At 68.1% G+C, this 17,133-nt stretch carries 19 protein-coding genes; 5 read left to right on the forward strand and 14 right to left on the reverse strand.

Features of this window, described 5'->3' with window-relative positions:
* Positions 1 to 63: 63 nt before the first annotated feature.
* Together SBI67_RS13295 and SBI67_RS13300 are read right to left on the reverse strand one after the other, a co-directional pair.
* Positions 64 to 543 carry a GtrA family protein gene (locus SBI67_RS13295; protein ID WP_318980996.1) on the reverse strand — a complete coding sequence of 160 codons (480 nt, stop codon included), beginning with the start codon at positions 541 to 543 and terminating at the stop codon, positions 64 to 66.
* A 52-nt stretch (positions 544 to 595) separates the two neighbouring features.
* Positions 596 to 1,525 carry an SDR family NAD(P)-dependent oxidoreductase gene (locus tag SBI67_RS13300; protein WP_318980997.1) on the reverse strand — a complete coding sequence of 310 codons (930 nt, stop codon included), beginning with the start codon at positions 1,523 to 1,525 and terminating at the stop codon, positions 596 to 598.
* Between the two features lie 112 nt (positions 1,526 to 1,637).
* Here SBI67_RS13300 and SBI67_RS13305 point away from each other — a divergent pair, with 112 nt between their 5' ends.
* A complete protein-coding gene (locus SBI67_RS13305) occupies positions 1,638 to 2,771 on the forward strand; it encodes a GGDEF domain-containing protein (protein WP_318980998.1) in 1,134 nt (377 codons plus the stop codon).
* 19 nt (positions 2,772 to 2,790) lie between these two features.
* Here the strand turns inward: SBI67_RS13305 and SBI67_RS13310 are convergent, their stop codons facing one another.
* The 4 genes from SBI67_RS13310 to SBI67_RS13325 all read right to left on the reverse strand — a co-directional run bounded on the left by SBI67_RS13310 (position 2,791) and on the right by SBI67_RS13325 (position 5,973).
* The gene (locus SBI67_RS13310; protein ID WP_413232485.1) at positions 2,791 to 3,057 is read right to left on the reverse strand and encodes a hypothetical protein; all 267 of its coding nucleotides are present in this window, start codon (positions 3,055 to 3,057) and stop codon (positions 2,791 to 2,793) included.
* A gap of 70 nt (positions 3,058 to 3,127) precedes the next feature.
* Positions 3,128 to 3,280 (reverse strand): hypothetical protein, encoded by a 153-nt coding sequence (locus SBI67_RS13315; RefSeq protein ID WP_266047386.1) that lies wholly within the window; start codon positions 3,278 to 3,280, stop codon positions 3,128 to 3,130.
* 171 nt (positions 3,281 to 3,451) lie between these two features.
* Entirely contained in the window at positions 3,452 to 4,261 is an 810-nt protein-coding gene (locus SBI67_RS13320; protein WP_318981000.1) for a dienelactone hydrolase family protein, read from the reverse strand.
* Positions 4,262 to 4,341: 80 nt separating this feature from the next.
* Positions 4,342 to 5,973 carry a PucR family transcriptional regulator gene (locus SBI67_RS13325; protein WP_318981001.1) on the reverse strand — a complete coding sequence of 544 codons (1,632 nt, stop codon included), beginning with the start codon at positions 5,971 to 5,973 and terminating at the stop codon, positions 4,342 to 4,344.
* A 107-nt stretch (positions 5,974 to 6,080) separates the two neighbouring features.
* Here SBI67_RS13325 and SBI67_RS13330 point away from each other — a divergent pair, with 107 nt between their 5' ends.
* Positions 6,081 to 7,574, forward strand: coding sequence for a CoA-acylating methylmalonate-semialdehyde dehydrogenase (locus tag SBI67_RS13330; RefSeq protein WP_318981002.1), 1,494 nt, complete (start codon positions 6,081 to 6,083; stop codon positions 7,572 to 7,574).
* Between the two features lie 13 nt (positions 7,575 to 7,587).
* On the forward strand, positions 7,588 to 8,970 hold the full coding sequence (locus tag SBI67_RS13335) for an aspartate aminotransferase family protein (RefSeq protein WP_318981003.1): 1,383 nt from the start codon (positions 7,588 to 7,590) through the stop codon (positions 8,968 to 8,970).
* A 5-nt stretch (positions 8,971 to 8,975) separates the two neighbouring features.
* Here SBI67_RS13335 and SBI67_RS13340 read toward each other — a convergent pair whose 3' ends face one another.
* Positions 8,976 to 9,446, reverse strand: a complete 471-nt coding sequence (locus SBI67_RS13340; RefSeq protein WP_318981004.1) for an acyl-CoA thioesterase — start codon at positions 9,444 to 9,446, stop codon at positions 8,976 to 8,978.
* Positions 9,447 to 9,482: 36 nt separating this feature from the next.
* Between SBI67_RS13340 and SBI67_RS13345 the strand changes: the two genes are divergently transcribed.
* Together SBI67_RS13345 and lipE are read left to right on the forward strand one after the other, a co-directional pair.
* Complete coding sequence (locus SBI67_RS13345) at positions 9,483 to 9,959, forward strand: peroxynitrite isomerase (RefSeq protein ID WP_318981005.1); 477 nt, start codon at positions 9,483 to 9,485, stop codon at positions 9,957 to 9,959.
* On the forward strand, positions 9,956 to 11,203 hold the full coding sequence (gene lipE, locus SBI67_RS13350; protein ID WP_318981006.1) for a lipase LipE: 1,248 nt from the start codon (positions 9,956 to 9,958) through the stop codon (positions 11,201 to 11,203). Before SBI67_RS13345 ends, lipE begins: the two co-directional genes overlap by 4 nt.
* 6 nt (positions 11,204 to 11,209) lie before the next feature.
* Here lipE and SBI67_RS13355 read toward each other — a convergent pair whose 3' ends face one another.
* The 7 genes from SBI67_RS13355 to SBI67_RS13385 form a co-directional block, all read right to left on the reverse strand.
* Positions 11,210 to 11,629 carry an SRPBCC family protein gene (locus SBI67_RS13355; protein WP_318981007.1) on the reverse strand — a complete coding sequence of 140 codons (420 nt, stop codon included), beginning with the start codon at positions 11,627 to 11,629 and terminating at the stop codon, positions 11,210 to 11,212.
* 62 nt (positions 11,630 to 11,691) lie between these two features.
* Positions 11,692 to 12,456: an HpcH/HpaI aldolase family protein gene (locus SBI67_RS13360; protein WP_318981008.1), complete on the reverse strand. Its 765-nt coding sequence runs from the start codon at positions 12,454 to 12,456 to the stop codon at positions 11,692 to 11,694.
* A gap of 6 nt (positions 12,457 to 12,462) precedes the next feature.
* Entirely contained in the window at positions 12,463 to 13,419 is a 957-nt protein-coding gene (locus tag SBI67_RS13365; protein WP_318981009.1) for an aldo/keto reductase, read from the reverse strand.
* Positions 13,419 to 14,246 carry an ATP-binding cassette domain-containing protein gene (locus SBI67_RS13370; protein WP_318981010.1) on the reverse strand — a complete coding sequence of 276 codons (828 nt, stop codon included), beginning with the start codon at positions 14,244 to 14,246 and terminating at the stop codon, positions 13,419 to 13,421. The genes SBI67_RS13365 and SBI67_RS13370 overlap by 1 nt, the downstream gene beginning before the upstream one ends.
* Positions 14,243 to 15,055 carry an ABC transporter ATP-binding protein gene (locus SBI67_RS13375; RefSeq protein ID WP_318981011.1) on the reverse strand — a complete coding sequence of 271 codons (813 nt, stop codon included), beginning with the start codon at positions 15,053 to 15,055 and terminating at the stop codon, positions 14,243 to 14,245. The genes SBI67_RS13370 and SBI67_RS13375 overlap by 4 nt, the downstream gene beginning before the upstream one ends.
* Before the next feature lies 1 nt (position 15,056).
* Positions 15,057 to 16,007, reverse strand: coding sequence for an ABC transporter permease (locus tag SBI67_RS13380; RefSeq protein WP_318981012.1), 951 nt, complete (start codon positions 16,005 to 16,007; stop codon positions 15,057 to 15,059).
* Positions 16,004 to 16,939, reverse strand: coding sequence for an ABC transporter permease (locus SBI67_RS13385; RefSeq protein ID WP_318981330.1), 936 nt, complete (start codon positions 16,937 to 16,939; stop codon positions 16,004 to 16,006). Before SBI67_RS13385 ends, SBI67_RS13380 begins: the two co-directional genes overlap by 4 nt.
* Positions 16,940 to 17,133: the final 194 nt, after the last annotated feature.

Consider the following 17,133-nt stretch of genomic DNA (forward strand, 5'->3'; position numbering starts at 1 on the left):
GTGGGCCCGATTGTGTGGAGACGACGTGGAGATCAGCTGGAGGTTCGCGGTAGGAGCGCGCGCTCAGCGCCGGAACACCACCCAGCGCATGGCGGTGTACATGAAGACGGCTTCACCGCCGCCGGCGATGACCCGCGCCAGGTGGTACTCCAGTCCGAACGATGCCAGTGCGGTGGGCACGGCAACGATGAATGCCCCGTAGTTGAGGGCCACGACCACGACGTAGATCGCCAGTTGCGATCGGACCTGCGCGTGCGAGCGGAAGTTCAGCGTCCGGTTCAGCGCGTAGCTCAGCGCGAACGCGCACCCGTAGCCGACTGTCAGGGCGACCGGCAATGGCACACCAAAACCGCTGTGCAGCAATGTCAAAATCAGCAGATCCACCCCGAAGGTGAAACCGTTGATCAGTACGAAACCCAGAAAGGTGGGAGCGACGACCCGGTCAAGGCGCAGCGGCAGGCGCGCGGTGACGCGCTCACAGCAGTGGTGGAACCGGTCGGCAAACCGGCCAGGGGCCGGTGCTGGCGCCGACTCGACGGTCACCGCGTCACCATGCCATCGTCAGATGGCCGTCCCGTTATGGGTCGGCAAACATTCAGCGCGCGGCCGGCCGCGGCGAACCAGTGACCAAAAGCTCTGTGCCGGTTTCATGTTCGGCGAATTGGACGATACGCGCCGCGGTCGCGTAATCGCAGGCCTGCGCCGAGCGCCCGATCAGCACCGGGCCACCGCGCAAACCGAAACGTCCCTGCACACCGACGTAACTGCCCGGCGGGATCGGCTCGGTGAGGCAGTACAACGTGGTGGCGGCACCGGCGTCGGCGTCGTTGGCCAGTACACCGACCACCAGCTTGACCCCGCGCTGCACGACGCTCATCAGCGGCCCGCCGGTCACCTGCGGCAGGTTGGAATCGACCCATCCGGGGTGAGTCAGCTGGGAGACGACGGGCGACCCGGCGGCCCGCAGCCGCCGGTCCAGTTCCAGACCCCACAGCATCACGGCAAGTTTGGACGCCGCGTAGGAACCCATCACGGTCCACTTGTGGTGGCGCAGATGCAGGTCGTCCAGATGAAGGGTGGCCGACTTGTGCGCTTCGGAGCCCACGGTGATGATCCGCTCCCGGACCCGTCCGAGCAGCACGTTGGTCAGTGCGAACGGCCCGAGCAGGTTGGTCGCGATGGTGGTCTCGAAACCGTCGACGGTCTCGGTGCGCTGCCGGGTCAGCGCGCCGGCGTTGTTGACCAGGATGTCGATCGCGTCGGCGCCGAGGTCGTCGAGTCGGCCGGGGAAGGCCCGGACCGAGGACAGGTCGGCGAGATCCAGTCGGGCGACAGCGGTGTCGCCACCCATCTCCGCGGCCCGCTGCGCGCCCAGTTCGGTGTTGCGGACCGCCAGGATGACGCGGGCGCCGGCGCGGGCGAGTGCCGTCGCCGTGGCCAATCCCACCCCATTGGTCGCACCCGTCACAACGATGCATTTGCCGGTCAGATCCCCGAGCCGCCCTGGCGTCCACTGCGCTGTCATAACCCGAGGCTAACCAGGTATTTCGCCCCTCGTCTCCGGTACCGGCAGGGCGCCTGTTGCTGTACCGTTCGGTGATGCCTCAGTGTTGCGGCCCGGCGCGAACGGGCATCTGATGCTTACGCCCGCACGCTGGCGACACCGCGGCGATCACTACCAATGGCTGACGTCGTTCCTGGCGGCCCGCGATCTGCAGACCCTGACGTGTCGCGTGGTGGCGTGGAGCATCATCGGGCTGGGCGCGATCGCGCTGCCCGTCACCGTGTCCACCTCGCAGTACACCCCGATGTCCGGGCCGGCCGGGGGCGCGATCGTCATCCTGTGCACCGGCGTGATGGCCGCGATCTGGCTTCGCTCGGATTGGCCGACATGGCGGCAGTCGGTGTTCTGCGTCGTGTTCGGCACCCTGCTGATTGCCGCGTCATGCCTGTGGCTGCCCCACCCGATCATGGCGTTGGTGGGTTCGACCGCGTTCGTCGTGACAACCGCGTACACGGTCTTCTTCCATTCCCGCCGGCTGCTGCTGCTCATCGGAGGCATCCAGGCGGCGACGCTGGCCATCCTGGCGTGGCGGCTGTTCGTCACCGAGCCCGTGGCGGCGCTGTCGTCCATCGCGCTGGTGGTGACCATCAACGCGACGGTGGCTTTCGCCTGCGAACTGGCCCTCAAGATCGCCGGCTCGGAGATGAGCCACGACGGTATCGAACCGCTGACCGGCCTGCTGAACCGCGAGACGTTCTACGACGAGGTCGCCACCCTGATCGGTTCGCGCAGCCGCCGGGACGACCGGTATTTCGTGCTCATCGTCGCGAACCTGGACAGCTTCTCGCTCCTGACGGCCATGTCGGGAAAGACGGGTGGCAACCGCGCCCGCGTGGCCATCGGACAGCGGCTGCGCGAGACCGTGCGCGGTGATGCGGTGATCGGCCACCTCGGCGACAGTGAGTATCTGATCGCCGACGTGTTCACCCACGAGGATCCGTCGCCGCTGGCCGACCGCATCCTGGGCACCATCAAATCCGCGCCGTTCCAGTTGACGGCGAGCCTGGGTGTGGTCAGCACTCCGCTGCAACCGCTGGCCCGGCACACCTCGCGCGACGTGCTCGACGAGCTGGTCACCATCGCGACCAACGCAATGTACGAGGCGCGCAAGGCCGGCGGCAATCAATCCTGTCTGCTGGAGTCGCCGAAGTTGGCCACGGTGGACGACGACCCGGAAAACCGTCCCGATATCGGTCGCTCGGCTTAGACCGAACCAGCGACCTGGGTCAGCCGCCCCAGCCGCGCGTACCGTCCCAGCCGCCGCAGATGCCGTTGAAGCATCCGCTGCCGAAGCCGCCCTGCTGCGGGTTCCAGCCGCCGCAGCCGTGCCAGTTGGGGCCGCTTCCGCAGCCTCCGCCACCGCCGTGACCGTCCGGGCCACCGCCACCGGTGGGCTGGGCCACCACCGATGACACCGGCGCCGGCGCGACCGCGGCGCTCACGGCAGCCGCCGGCAGGGCCAATGCCGCTGCGGCGCAGAGGGTTACCGTCAGCCACCTAGGCGAGTGAGCACCCCAGAAGCGTAGCGACCGACGAACAATTCCAGACATGTCGCACCTCGACTCAACGGGCAGGACCGGACAGCGGTTCGTTGACGACGATCTGCACCGGAACGTGCGGTCCGTCCTGGAGCAACATGGTGGTCGGAATGGCGATCGCCACCAGCGCGACCACGGACAGCAACGCCGCTTCCACGTAGCGCTTGATGATTAGCATGACTAGATAGTCCTCCTAAGCAACGCGCCCGACAAGGCATTTGTGAGTGAGGACACTCCACAACCCGATCCCCGGGTCCCTGTCGCATCGGCGCGGTGATTCATACACCTGCCAACGTCAGGCGCCGGGCCGGTCATTCCTGCGCCGACCCCCTCAGCGGAGGCGGCGCACTCAGGCGGTCAGCAGTCTGCTGCGGAACAGGTCGAGAACCTGGTCGAGGGCGGCCCTGGTGGCCTGCCCGGGCTCGTCGATGAGGTGTTCGGTCAAGACCGAGTGGGGGGTCAACAGCGCATCCGGATTGGCATCGGCGTCCTCGAGCTCGACGGCGACGAACGCCTCGCCCAGTTGTTCGCGCAGGAATTCGAAGCGCTCCGCGGGCACCATGCGGTCAAACTTGAACCGCAGACCCAGCACGGTGAGCCCGGCGGCACAACGCTGTTTCACCACGGCGAGGTCCTGCGGCGAGATGTCGATCGAACGCTTCTGCCGCGCGGTCAACGCCATCGGCATCGACGGCTGCGAGAGCACCGGTGCCAACAGCACATCGTCGGCCGCCATCGCCAGGGCGTACCCGCCGGTGAAGCACATTCCGACCGCGCCCACACCCGGACCGCCGCACCGTTCGTGTTCGGCCCGGGCCAGCGCCCGCAACCAGCTGATCACCGGGGACGTCCGACCGGTGGCGAGCGTGACGAATTCCTTGCTGACACAGGCCGGCACCATGGCCCTGGCGAAACTGCCGAGTGCTGCCTGCATGCTGCGATTCGGGTCGAAGCCGGGCTCACCGAACAGGTGCGGAAGCACCGCGGTACATCCGATATCGGCGACTTTCCTGGCGAAGTCCAGCACCTTGGGAGTGATCCCGGGCATCTCGGCGATCACGATGACGGCAGGCCCCGTGCCTTTCCGGAAAATCGACCGCGTGGTGCCCTCGTGGGTGAACTCTGCGTGCTCGAAATCGGCGAGATCGTCATTGGGCACCGCAGCGGTCCTCCCCCGTACCAAACACCGGCAATAGCGGCCACCCTACCGCCGTTTCACGCGGAGGCGAGCACCCTGGCTCAGGTGTACGGGTCGATGATCTCGGCACGCACCGGCTCGACGACGGAACCGGCCGGGCGGCTGAGCTTCTGCGCATCCAGCACCATCAGCGCCACGTGCAGTGATGTCCGCGATTCCCCGTCGTCGAGTTCCACCCCCAGGGCGCCTCCGATGGTGGCCAACCGCTTGTAGAGCGCCGGCCGGCTCATGTGTAACCGTTGGGCCACCGCCGCCTTGTTGCCTGCCGAGCGCAGATACTCGCGCAACACCTCGATATTCGAGGGGTCACCGGACAACAGTGCCCCGAGTTCGGTCTCGGCGAAAGCCTGCACGCGGTGATCGCTGCGCAGCAGCGAGATCAGTCCGCGCAATCGCACGTCGGCCGCGCGGTAGTACGGGCGCGCCGCCTCGGCCATCGACAGCGCCACCTCCGCGATGTGCGAGGCCTCGGCCAGGCCGTGGATGGCATCGATCACCCGCTCGACGGGTTCGGCGACCGCCAGCGCCGCGCCGGAAATGCCCTCCACACGGCGGATTTCGCGACGCAGATCGGTGCCGAGCGCCGCCAGTGCGGTATCCGCCGAGCGAGCGACGCCGAGCGACAACACCATGCCGATCTCACCGTCGCGCCGCACCGAGAACAGGCCGGTATGTCCCGAGGCGTTGACGGTGTGGGTGACGGTGTCCAGTAGCGACACGTTGCGACGTTGTCCCGCAACAGGATCGGCCATTCCGCGGGCCCCGGCCGGCCGCTCGACCCGTACCGTGGCCGGCACGTACCGGACCGACGAGCGCAGCCCCAGCGCATGCGCACGAGCGGCGGCCTCGCGTTCGTCGGTGATCCGGCTGCGCAGCACGTCGTCGAACAACCCGCTCTGGGCCTGGTGCGCCAGCCCGGAGCGGTCCCGCTCGATCATCCGATGCAGCGCCAGTGCCACCCCGGCCCGTTCCAGCACCATCTGCGTGCGCGCCGCGTCGGCGGGCTGGCGCGGCACGATGAGCCGGCCCCACTCCTCGGTGCGCGGCCCCACCGCGGTCACGGCCCAGTGTTCGGTGCCCGCGCTGCGCCGGGATCGGCGCTCCCAGTCGTGCAGCAGGTCGGCGGTGTGGCCGCGGGCCGATACCGCCAGCACCCGGTGCGCCAAATCCTCCAACACCACGGGTTCGTCGAGCATGGCCGCAGCGGCGTCGACGATGCCGCCCAGCGAGGCGCGTTTCATGCTGAGATCGGTGAACGTCTCGTGCACACGGCGGTCGAAATCCACCCGGTCGAACTGATCGGTGACGATCATCCGGTGCACCGCCTCGGTCACCTCGACGAAGCGGACCTGCCGGTGCAGCGCCACCAGGGCCAGGTCGTACCGTTCGGCGATCGTGCCGGTACCGGCCGGCAATCGATGCCCGCCGAGTTCGACGACCACGCCCAGCACCCCCGCCTCGGCCATCCCGCGCAGGTAACGGCCCGGGTCGGCACGCAGGGCGGCGCCGGTGGTGAGCACCAGTTCACCGCCCTGGACCAAGGTGGACAGGTCGGCCATATCGCTGACGTGCACCCAGCGGATCGGCTCGTCGAATCGCCGCGAGCTGAGGATCTCGGGCTCGCCCTTCTGCAGCACCGGCAGCCGGACGACATCGGCCACCGTGATGATCATTTACACATCGTAACGGTGGGAGCGATTTCAGAGACGATTCGTAACGGCCGCTCGGGTGTCCGCGGCCACACACTGAGAGCACTCCGACAGAAAGTGAGCACATCGCGATGCAAGCCACCGTTCAGCACTGGCGTGACGGCAAGTTCTTCGAGGGCGCCTCCGGTGCCACGGCGCCGGTCACGAATCCGGCGACCGGTCAGGTCACCGGGCAGGTGGCTCTGGCCAGCGTCGAGGACGCCCGCGCCGTCATCGACGCCGCCGCCGCCGCCTTCCCCGAGTGGCGGGACACCTCGCTGGCCAAACGGACTCAGGTGTTGTTCAACTTCAGGGAGCTGCTCAACGCCCGCAAGGGCGAACTGGCCGAGATCATCACCAGCGAACACGGCAAGGTCGTCTCCGACGCCCTCGGCGAGGTATCCCGTGGCCTGGAGGTCGTCGAATTCGCTTGCGGCATCCCGCATCTGCTCAAGGGGGGGTTCACCGAAAACGCCTCCACCAAGGTCGACGTCTACTCCATCCGCCAGCCCCTCGGCCCGGTCGCGATCATCTCGCCGTTCAACTTCCCCGCCATGGTCCCGATGTGGTTCTTCCCCATCGCCATTGCCACCGGCAACACCGTCGTGCTCAAACCGTCGGAGAAAGACCCGTCGGCCTCCCTGTGGCTGGCCCAACTGTGGGCCGAGGCCGGGCTGCCCGACGGCGTGTTCAACGTCCTGCAGGGCGACAAGACCGCCGTCGACGAGCTGCTGACCAATCCCAAGATCAAGTCCGTCTCGTTCGTCGGGTCCACCCCGATCGCGCAGTACGTCTACGCCACCGGTACCGCCGCGGGCAAGCGCGTCCAGGCCCTGGGCGGGGCCAAGAACCACGCGGTCATCCTGCCCGACGCCGACTTGGACCTGGCCGCCGACGCCATGGTCAACGCCGGTTTCGGCTCCGCCGGGGAACGCTGCATGGCCATCTCGGCCGCCGTGGCCGTCGGCCCCATCGCCGACGACCTGGTCGCCAAGATCGCCGAGCGCACCGTCGGCCTCAAGATCGGTGACGGCACCAAGGACTCCGATATGGGCCCCCTGGTCACCAAGGCCCATCGCGACAAGGTGGCCTCCTATATCGACGCCGGCGAGAACGACGGCGCCAAGGTCGTCGTCGACGGTCGCAATGTCCAAGCCGACGGTGGTGCCGATGGTTTCTGGTTGGGCCCCACCCTGCTGGACAACGTCACCCCCGACATGAGCGTCTACACCGACGAGATCTTCGGCCCCGTCCTCTCGGTACTGCGGGTGGACACCTACGACCAGGCCCTGGAGCTGATCAACGCCAACCCATACGGCAACGGCACCGCCATCTTCACCAACGACGGCGGCGCCGCCCGGCGCTTCCAGAACGAGGTCGAGGTCGGCATGGTCGGCATCAACGTCCCGATCCCGGTTCCCATGGCCTACTACAGTTTCGGCGGCTGGAAAGCCTCGCTGTTCGGCGACAGCCACGCCCACGGCACCGAAGGGGTGAACTTCTTCACCCGCGCCAAGGCCATCACCAGCCGCTGGCTCGACCCCTCCCACGGCGGCATCAACCTCGGCTTCCCCGAGAACAAGTGAGAGACTGCACGATATGACTGTCACCGAAGAGTCGACCCTGCTGCCCAACGGTCTGACCGTCGAGGCCGCGCGCGCCGAGGCCGCCCGCGCCTTCGAACTGGATCGCAAACATGTGTTCCACTCCTGGTCCGCCCAGGCCGAGATCGCCCCGATGACGATCACCGCCGCCCAGGGGTCCTACGTGTGGGACGGCGAAGGCCGTCGCCTGCTCGATTTCTCCTCACAGCTGGTGAACACCAACATCGGCCATCAGCACCCCAAAGTGGTTGCCGCCATTGCCGAACAAGCCGCCAAGCTCTGTACGGTCGCGCCGCAGCACGCCAACGCGGCGCGCTCGGAGGCCGCTCGGCTGATCGCCGAACGCACCCCCGGTGACCTGGACAAGATCTTCTTCACCAACGGCGGCGCCGACGCCGTCGAGCACGCGGTGCGGATGGCCCGGCTGCACACCGGCCGGTACAAGGTGCTGTCCCGGTACCGGGCCTACCACGGCGGCACGGAGACGGCGATCAACCTGACCGGTGACCCGCGCCGCTGGCCCAACGACCACGGCAACGCCGGGGTGGTGCACTTCTTCGGGCCGTTCCTGTACCGCTCGCAGTTCCACGCCAGCACCGAGGCCGAGGAGTCCCAGCGCGCGTTGGCCTACCTGGACCAGCTGATCCAGCTCGAGGGTCCGTCCACTATCGCCGCCATCATCCTGGAATCCATCCCGGGCACGGCGGGCATCATGGTGCCGCCGCCGGGCTACCTGGCCGGGGTGCGGGAGATCTGCGACCGCTACGGCATCGTGTTCATCGCCGACGAGGTGATGGCCGGCTTCGGGCGCAGCGGAAAGTGGTTCTCCATCAACCACTTCGACGTGGTGCCCGACCTGATGACCTTCGCCAAGGGGGTGAACTCCGGCTACGTGCCGCTCGGCGGCGTGGCGATCAGCCCCGCCATCTACGAGACGTTCGCGCACCGCGCCTACCCGGGCGGGTTGACCTACTCCGGGCATCCATTGGCCACCGCGGCCGCCGTCGCCACCATCAACGCGATGGCCGACGAGGGCATGGTGGACAACGCCGCCCGGATCGGCGCCGAGGTCATCGGTCCCGGCCTGGCCGAACTGGCCGCCAAGCACCGCAGCGTCGGCGAGGTCCGCGGCGCCGGGGTGTTCTGGGCCGTCGAACTGGTGGCCGATCAGCAGACCCGCGAGCCGCTGGCACCGTACGGCGGATCCAGCCCGGCGATGAACTCCGTCATCGCCGCCTGCAAGGCCGGCGGCCTGCTGCCGTTCGCGAACTTCAACCGGATCCACGTCGTGCCGCCGTGCAACGTGTCCGCGGACGAGGTGCGCGAAGGTCTGGCGATCCTGGATTCGGCGCTGGATGTCGCCGACGCCGCACTATAGCCGGGTCAGCGAAACAGATACGTTTCCAACTGCTCCCGGGTCTGTTCGGGGATCGGGGTAGGACCGTTGTCGTCTAGCAGCACCAGCACGGTGTCGCACAGGCCGACACAGTCCTCCCCGACGAACAACGCGGTGGACGATACGAACGACGTCCGGCCGATACGCCCGACGCCGAGGCCGGTGTCGATGGTCGCCGGCCAGTGCACCTCGGACAGAAAGTGCACCACGTTGGTGGCCGTCACCAGCCGGACGCGACGCCCCTCTGGCTGGTAGATGCCAGGAAAGATGCGCTCGTTGAACTCCGCGCGAGCGGTCTCGTGCAGTGCCTCCAGCGCCAGGTTGTTCAGGTGGCCGTTCGCATCCATATCACCGTATCTCGCGATCGCCAGACCGGACACCGGGTAGAGGGCCTTGGACAGGCGAGCGGGGTGGGGGCGGGCTGCGTCGCCAACAAGGGCAGCTTCGTCGGTGTTCACCCAGGCATTTAAACACCGCGCCGTAGGCTGGCGAGCGTGCCCGACCTTCATCCCGCAGTCGCCGTGCTGGCTCCCCTGCTCGGCACCTGGGCCGGATCCGGCGCAGGTGAGTACCCCACCATCGAACCGTTCGACTATCGGGAGACCGTCACGTTCGGCCATGTCGGCAAGCCGTTCCTGGCGTACGCGCAGCGCACCACGGCCGCCGACGACGGCCGGCCCCTGCACGCCGAGACCGGGTACCTCCGGGTGCCGGCACCCGGCCGGGTGGAGTTGGTGCTCGCGCACCCGACCGGCATCGTGGAGATCCTGGAGGGTTCCGTTGTCGCCGAACCGTTGCGTATCGACGTCATCGCCACCACCATCGGCCGGTCAGCCTCGGCGAAAGAGGTGACCGCACTGGCCCGTTCGTTCACCGTGATCGATGACGAGCTGACCTACACCGTGCAGATGGGTGCCGTGGGGCAACCACTGCAGCATCACCTGTCGGCGACCCTGCGGAGGCAGCCATGACGACCACCACCGGATTCGACGGCCGCATCCGGGTGCCGGCCGATCTCGACGAGGTGACCGACCGTGCACCCGAAGACCACTCCGATATCGATCCGGCAGCGGTGGAGAGGATCTGGGACAAAGCCCGGTATTGGTATCTCGCCGGGATGCAGCCGGCCATCCAGGTGTGCCTGCGCCATCGCGGCAAGGTGGTGCTCAACCGCGCGATCGGCCACGGCTGGGGCAACGGTCCCGCCGACCCCGTTGACGCCGAGAAGATCCCGGTCCGCACCGACACCCCGTTCTGCGTGTACTCGGCCGCCAAGGCGATCACCACCACCGTCGCCCACATGCTGGTGGAGCGGGGCACGTTCGGGCTCGACGACCGGGTCTGCGACTACCTGCCCAGCTACACCAGCCACGGCAAGGACCGCACCACCATCCGGCATGTGCTCACCCACAGCGCGGGTATCCCGTTCGCCACCGGGCCCAAACCCGACCTGCGGCGCATGGACGACAGCGAGTATGCCCGCGAGATGCTCGGCAAGATGAAACCGGTGTACCGGCCCGGTTTGGTGCATATCTATCACGGGCTGACCTGGGGCCCGTTGATGCGCGAGATCATCTCGGCGGCCACCGGACGCACCGTCCGCGATATCCTGCGCGACGAGATCCTCGCACCGCTGAACTTCCGCTGGACCAATTATGGTGTTGCGCCAGAAGATGTTCCGCTGGTGGCACCCAGCCATGTGACCGGCAAGCCGCTGCCGGTGCCGATCGCCAAGGCGTTCAAACTGGCCGTCGGCGGGACGCCGCAGCAGATCATCCCGCTGTCCAACACGCCAGAATTCCTGACCGGCATCGTTCCGTCGTCGAACACCGTATCCACCGCCGACGAGCTGTCGCGGTTCGCCGAGATCCTCTGCCGCGGTGGAGAACTCGACGGCGTGCGGATCATGCGGCCGGAAACCCTGCGGGCCGCGACGAGGCAGGCGCGCCGGCTGCGCCCCGATCTGGCGACCGGCATGGCGCCGATGCGATGGGGCACCGGGTACATGCTCGGGTCCAAGCGGTTCGGCCCCTTCGGCCGGGACGCGGCGGGCGCATTCGGGCACACCGGGCTGACCGATATCGCCGTGTGGGCCGATCCCGAGCGGGCGCTGTCGGTGGCGGTGGTCAGCAGCGGAAAGCCCAGCGGGCACCCCGAGGCCAAGCGTTACCCCGCACTGTTGGACGCGATCAACGCCGAGATCCCCCGGATATAGCCGGCATCAGGCGCGCGACGCCGCGCGCACCAGCAATCGCAGCAGCACCTGCGCGACCACCGCGAGCGGGGCCTTGACCAACGGGAACGAGGCCGTCGACCCGACGGTGTAGTCGATGCGGGTGCCGGTACCCACCGGCGTCAACCGCACCTCACCGGTGTAGCCGGGAAACGGCGTGCCGGACAGCGCCTTGTAACCGAAGACGTGCGGCGCCTCGAAGGTGACGACCTCTTCGACGATGTCGGGCCCCGGCCCCGGCGTCTTGATCCGCCGGACAGCGCCGACGCCGTTGGGTTCGGGCGCGCCCGGCCTGCCCAAGCTGACGCTCAGGCCAGGAGCCCAGGACGCCATCCCGACGTGGTCGGTCAGGGTGGCCCACACCGTGTCGATCGGCGTGGGCACGGTGGCCTGCGATGTCACCTGCATGGGGCTCAGGTTAGCGCGTCGGGCGGCGGTCAGTGGCGCGCGTGCCGTACTCCAGACGGGGGCTACCCGCCCAGCGCGTCCTTGAGATGCCCGGCCGAGACCGCCTTCAGGTGGGTGACGTCCGAGGCGACCGAAGCGAAGGTGAATCCTTCCGCCAGCCGCCGGGCCGCGCTCACCCCGTCGGGGGTGTGGATGCCCGCCGCGATCCCGGCCGCCGCGGCAGCCTCCCGTACCCGCTGCAGCGCCGCCTCGAACTCGTCGGCGACGGCGGGGTCGTTGGAATGCGCCCCACCGACGGCCAGCCGCAGGTCCGACGGGCCGACGTAGACGCCGTCCAGGCCGGGCACCGCGCAGATCTCGGCCACCTCGGCCAGACCACGCGGCGTCTCGATCATCGCCAGCACGACGGTGTCCCGGTCGGCGTCGGCTGGCAGTGGCCCGATCCGCAGTTGGGAGCGCATCGGACCGTAGGAGCGGATTCCGTTGGGCGGGTATGTCGCCGCGGCCACGGCGGCGGCGGCCTCGGCGGCGGTGTTGATCAGCGGGACGATGACGCCGGCTGCCCCGGCATCCAGCGCCCGCCCTATCGGGGTCGGATCGTTGGCCTCGACGCGGACCAACCCCACCGGGCCGCCTGCGGCGTCGATGGCCGTCAGGCCGGCCAGCATGCCGGAGTAGCCGATCAACCCGTGCTGCAGATCCAGGGCCAAGTAGTCCCAGCCGACGTGCGCCAGCCACTCGTGGGCGACGGGACAGTCCAGCACCGACCAGTAGCCCAGGATGCGTTCCCGGCGACGTAACCGGGCGGCGAATTCGTGTGCGCTCATGTCGACCTATCGGTTGTAGTTGGGCATCGGGCCGCGCAATGCCGCGCCCACGTCATCACAGGCTTCTACCACATCGACGGGCAGTGGCCCCTTTGCCAACACCGCGATATTGGCTTGCAGGTGTTCGACTTTGGATCCACCGAGCAGAATCGGCCCGGTAGCAGGCTTGGACAGCAGCCAGCGCAGCGCCAATTCGGTCAGCGGCACACCGGCCTTCTCGGCGATCGCCGACAGCGCCTCGATCGCCTCGAAAATCGCGGTGTTCCAGTAGCGTTGCTTGTACATCTGGGCCAGCCGCGACGTCCCGAACCGGCCGTCGGCGGGGTCGGCATCGAAGGTGTGCCGTCCGGTCAGCAGCCCACCTCCGAGTGGGTTGTACACCATGGTGATCAGACCGGTGACCGCGGCGAACTCGGCGTACTCGTCCTCGATCCGGCGCGCCAGCAGGTTGTAGAGCTGTTGGGCGACCAGTGGTCGCGGCGCTCCCACCTCGTCGGCGAGGTGGTTGATCTCGCCGATCTGCCATGCCGCGTAGTTGGATACCCCCAGCGCGCCGATCTTGCCCTCCTTCACCAATTCGGCGACGGTGGAAAGGGTTTCGGCAAGGGGGGTAGCGCGGTCGGGCTGGTGCAGGTAGAACAGTTCGACGTGGTCGGTGCCCAGCCGGGACAGGCTGCCCTCGACACTGGCACGCAACCCGGCGGCCGACAGCGGTGCGTGTCCGTCCGCATCCGGGTGCGGCATCCCGGCCTTTGTGGCCAGGGTGACCCGGTCCCGCCGCTCCTTGAGCAGTCCGGACAGGATCCGCTCCGTCTCGCCGCCCGCGTAGCCGTTGGCGGTGTCGACATGGGTGATGCCCGCGTCCAACGCCGTGTCGAACATCCGTTGGGCATCCACGACATCGACGGTGTCGCCGAAGGTCATGGTGCCCAGGACGAGCGGGGACAACTGCAGGTCGGACACTATGCGACTCCCTGTTCCTCGTTGATACGCAGAACGTTTCGTGGTTTGACGCCGACCATGGTGGTCGGGTCCAGCGCTGCCGCCCGCAGCGCGCGGGTGTAGGCCTGCTGGGGATGTGCGAGCACCTCGGCACTGGCGCCGTGCTCGACGATGGCGCCACCCCGCATCACGATGATGTTGTCACTGATCTCGCGCACCACGCCGAGATTGTGGGTGATGAACAGGTAGGTCAGGCCGGTGTCGCGTTTGATCTCCCGCAGCAGGTCGAGCACTTGTGCCTGAACCGATACGTCCAGCGCACTGGTCGCCTCGTCGCAGACCAGCAGGTCGGGTCCGCTGGCCAGCGCGCGGGCGATCCCGATGCGTTGCCGCTGTCCGCCGGAGAACTCGGCGGGCTTGCGGTGCAGCGCCGTCGTCGGCAGCCCCACCCGGTCGATCAGTTCGGCTGCCCGCTGCCGGCGCGCGGCCCGGCTGCTGATGCCCTGCAGGCGGAGCGGTTCGGCGACGATGTCGACGGCATCCAGGTGCGGGTCCAGCGATCCGTAGGGGTCCTGGAACACCATCTGGATGCGCGACCGCAGCGGCCGCAAGGCACGCTCGGACAGGGCGGCGATATCGGTACCGTCGAACACGATCCGGCCCGATGTCGGGGTGAGCAGGCGGACGATCGCCTTCGCCAAAGTCGATTTCCCGCAGCCCGATTCACCGACGACGGCCAAGGTGGTGCCGCGCTGCACCGAGAAGCTGACGCCGTCCAGCGCACGGAACACGCCATTGCCGGCCGGGTAATCGACGACGAGGTCGGTCACCGTCAGCAGCTCGCTCATGCCGGAACTCCGATCGTGGCGGCGCCGTCGAGCCGCGGCACCGCGGCCAGCAGCCGCTGGGTGTACTCGGTCCGGGGTGCGCGCAGCAGCTCCTCGGCGGGTCCACCTTCGACGAATCTTCCGTTGCGCATCACGAAGATGCGGTCGGACATCAACCGCGCGACACCGAGGTCGTGGGTGATCAGCAGCATGCCGATACCCGTGCGCTGCTGCAGTTCCAGCAACAGGTCCAGGATGCTGGCCTGAACGGTGACATCGAGCGCGCTGGTGGGTTCGTCGGCGACGATCAGCTCTGGTCCGGCGGCCAGCGCGGCGGCGATCAGGACCCGCTGCAGCTGACCGCCCGACAGCTGATGGGGGTACTTGGCGAGTTGTTCGGCCGGCCGCGGAATCTTCACCTGTTCGAGCAATTCCACCGCCCGGTCCCGCTGCCGCGCCCGCCCCCTGACACCGCTGTGCCGGATGGCGTCGCGCAGCTGTGCGCCGATGGTGTGCACGGGGCTCAGCGCCGTCATCGGATCCTGCGGAATCAGGGCGATATGCCGACCGCGCACGGCGCACAGCTCCCGATCGTCGCCGAGGATCGGCCGGTCCCCGAAGGTCGCCGATCCGGACAACACCGCCAGGTCGGCAGGCAGCAGCCCAAGGATGCCCATCGCAGTGGTGGACTTCCCGGAGCCGGATTCGCCGATGATCGTGACGGTTTCACCGGCCTCGATATCGAACGACACGCCGTCGACCGCGCGGATCACACCCGCCGCGGTGATCAGCTCGATCTGCAGTTCCTCGACGCACAGCAGTTTCGCCATCTCAGACCGCCTTCTTCCGGAGCGAGAACCGGCTCAGCAGACCGGTTTTGGTGAAGCCCGCGTGATCCCGCAGGCCGTCGCCGAGCAGATTGACCCCCACCACCAACAACGCGATCGCCAACCCGGGCAGGGTGACCAGCCACCACGAGGTGGTGACGTAGTCCTGGCCGTCGGAGATGATGCGTCCCCAGGTGGCGAACGGGCGCTGCGGGCCGGCCCCGAGGTAGCTCAGCGCACTCTCCAGCAGCACCGCCTGGGCGAGCAGCAGCAGTACCACCAGGGAGACCTGCTTGATGATGTTCGGGATGATGTGGCGCAGCAGGATCGCGGTGCGGCCCAGGCCCAGCACGTGAGCCGCCGCCACATAGGGTTTCTCGCGCTCGACCAACGTCAATGATCTTGTCAGGCGGGCTATTTCAGGCCACTGCGCAATGGCGATGACAAAGGTGATAACCGGGATCGACGGCCCGAACAGCGCCACCACCAGCAACAGCATCATCAACAGCGGCAGCGACAGTTGAGCTTCCAGCAGGCGGCTGACCACGGTGTCGATCCAGCCGCCGCGGTAACCGGCGACGGCGCCGAGCGTCAAGCCGATGACGCCGGAGACCACGACAGCGAGGATGCCGATCGCCAGCGAGACCTGTCCGCCGTAGAGCACACGGGCCAACAGGTCGCGGCCCAGCTGATCGGTGCCGAACAGATGGCCGCCGGTCAGCGGCGGCAGTCGGCGGGCGGCGAGGTCGGTGGCATCCGGCGAGGGCACGGGCAGGACGCGGGCGAACGCGACCGGCAGGATCACGATCAGCGCGGCGATACTGCCGATCCAGATCTTGACCCGGCTGTCCCTGGCGCGGCGCGTCGCACCGGCGCGGGCGATATCGCGCGCGGTGACCGCCGACGGACGCTCCTGCGTGGGTGTCGGGTAGACGGTGGTCGACGGTGCGGTCATTTGGCGGTTCCCTTCCCGAGTCGCACTCGCGGATCGAGCACCGGATAGCAGAGGTCGACCACCAACTGGACCAGCACCGCCAGCACGGCGGTCACCAGGACGGTGGCCTGGATCAGCGGATAGTCCCTGGTTTCCAGTGCGCGGACCACCAGCGAGCCGACACCGGGCCAGGCGAACACCACCTCCACCACGACGACACCGTTGAGCATCGACGCAAACCTGGTGCCGAGCGCGGTGAGCACCGGGATGGCCGAGTTGCGCATGGCATACCGCCAGATGAGCTCCCGCTCGGTCACGCCGCGGGCCCGGCCCACGATGATGTACGGCGAGTTGAAGGCGCCGACCATCTCACGGCGCACCATCCGCGAGATCAGTGCCACCTGCAGCACCGCGATGGTGACCGTCGGCAGCACCAGGCTGGACCAGGTGGTGAAACCGGCGGCCGGGAAGACCGGGACCAGCACGGCGAACAGCGTGATGAGCATCAGCCCGGTCCAGAAATCCGGCATGGACTGCCCGGTGATGGTGACGGCGTTGGCGGCCAGTTCGCGACGGGTGTCGGCACGCCGGGCCATCCACACCCCCAAGGGCACGGCCACCACCGTGGTCAGCAGGATCGCGGCGACCGACAGCGTGATCGTGTACGGCAGCCGGCCGAGCACGACGTCCAGGGCGGGGGCCTGGAACGAGTACGACGTGCCCAGGTCCAGGTGCAGCAAGCCCTGCAGGTAGCGCAGGTACTGGATGAACAGCGACTCGTCGAGTCCCAGGTCGGTGCGGATGCGAGCCAGGTCTTCGGTGGTGGCCAGCGGCCCGGCGATGGCGTCGGCCGGGTCCCCCGGTGCCAACCGGATCAGGACGAACACCGTGGTGAGGGTGAGGAATACGGTGAGCAAGCTCTGCCCCAGCCGCCGGATGATGTATCTCGGCATGGCGGCGGTGAACCAGCGGCGCGCGGGCCGGCGGGCCGGTGCGTCGAGCTGTTGGGTCATCGAGACGTCCTTCGTCGAACGAGGAGGTGCTGTTACTCAGCTCACAATGTCACGCCTGCGTGATTTGCGCAAGTATGCGCGATAGATTGCGCGTTGTGCGCAATAGGGCGTACAGTTCGGTTGTGTCAGCCGTC

The organism is Mycolicibacterium chengduense (assembly GCF_033741155.1).
Classification (GTDB): domain Bacteria; phylum Actinomycetota; class Actinomycetes; order Mycobacteriales; family Mycobacteriaceae; genus Mycobacterium.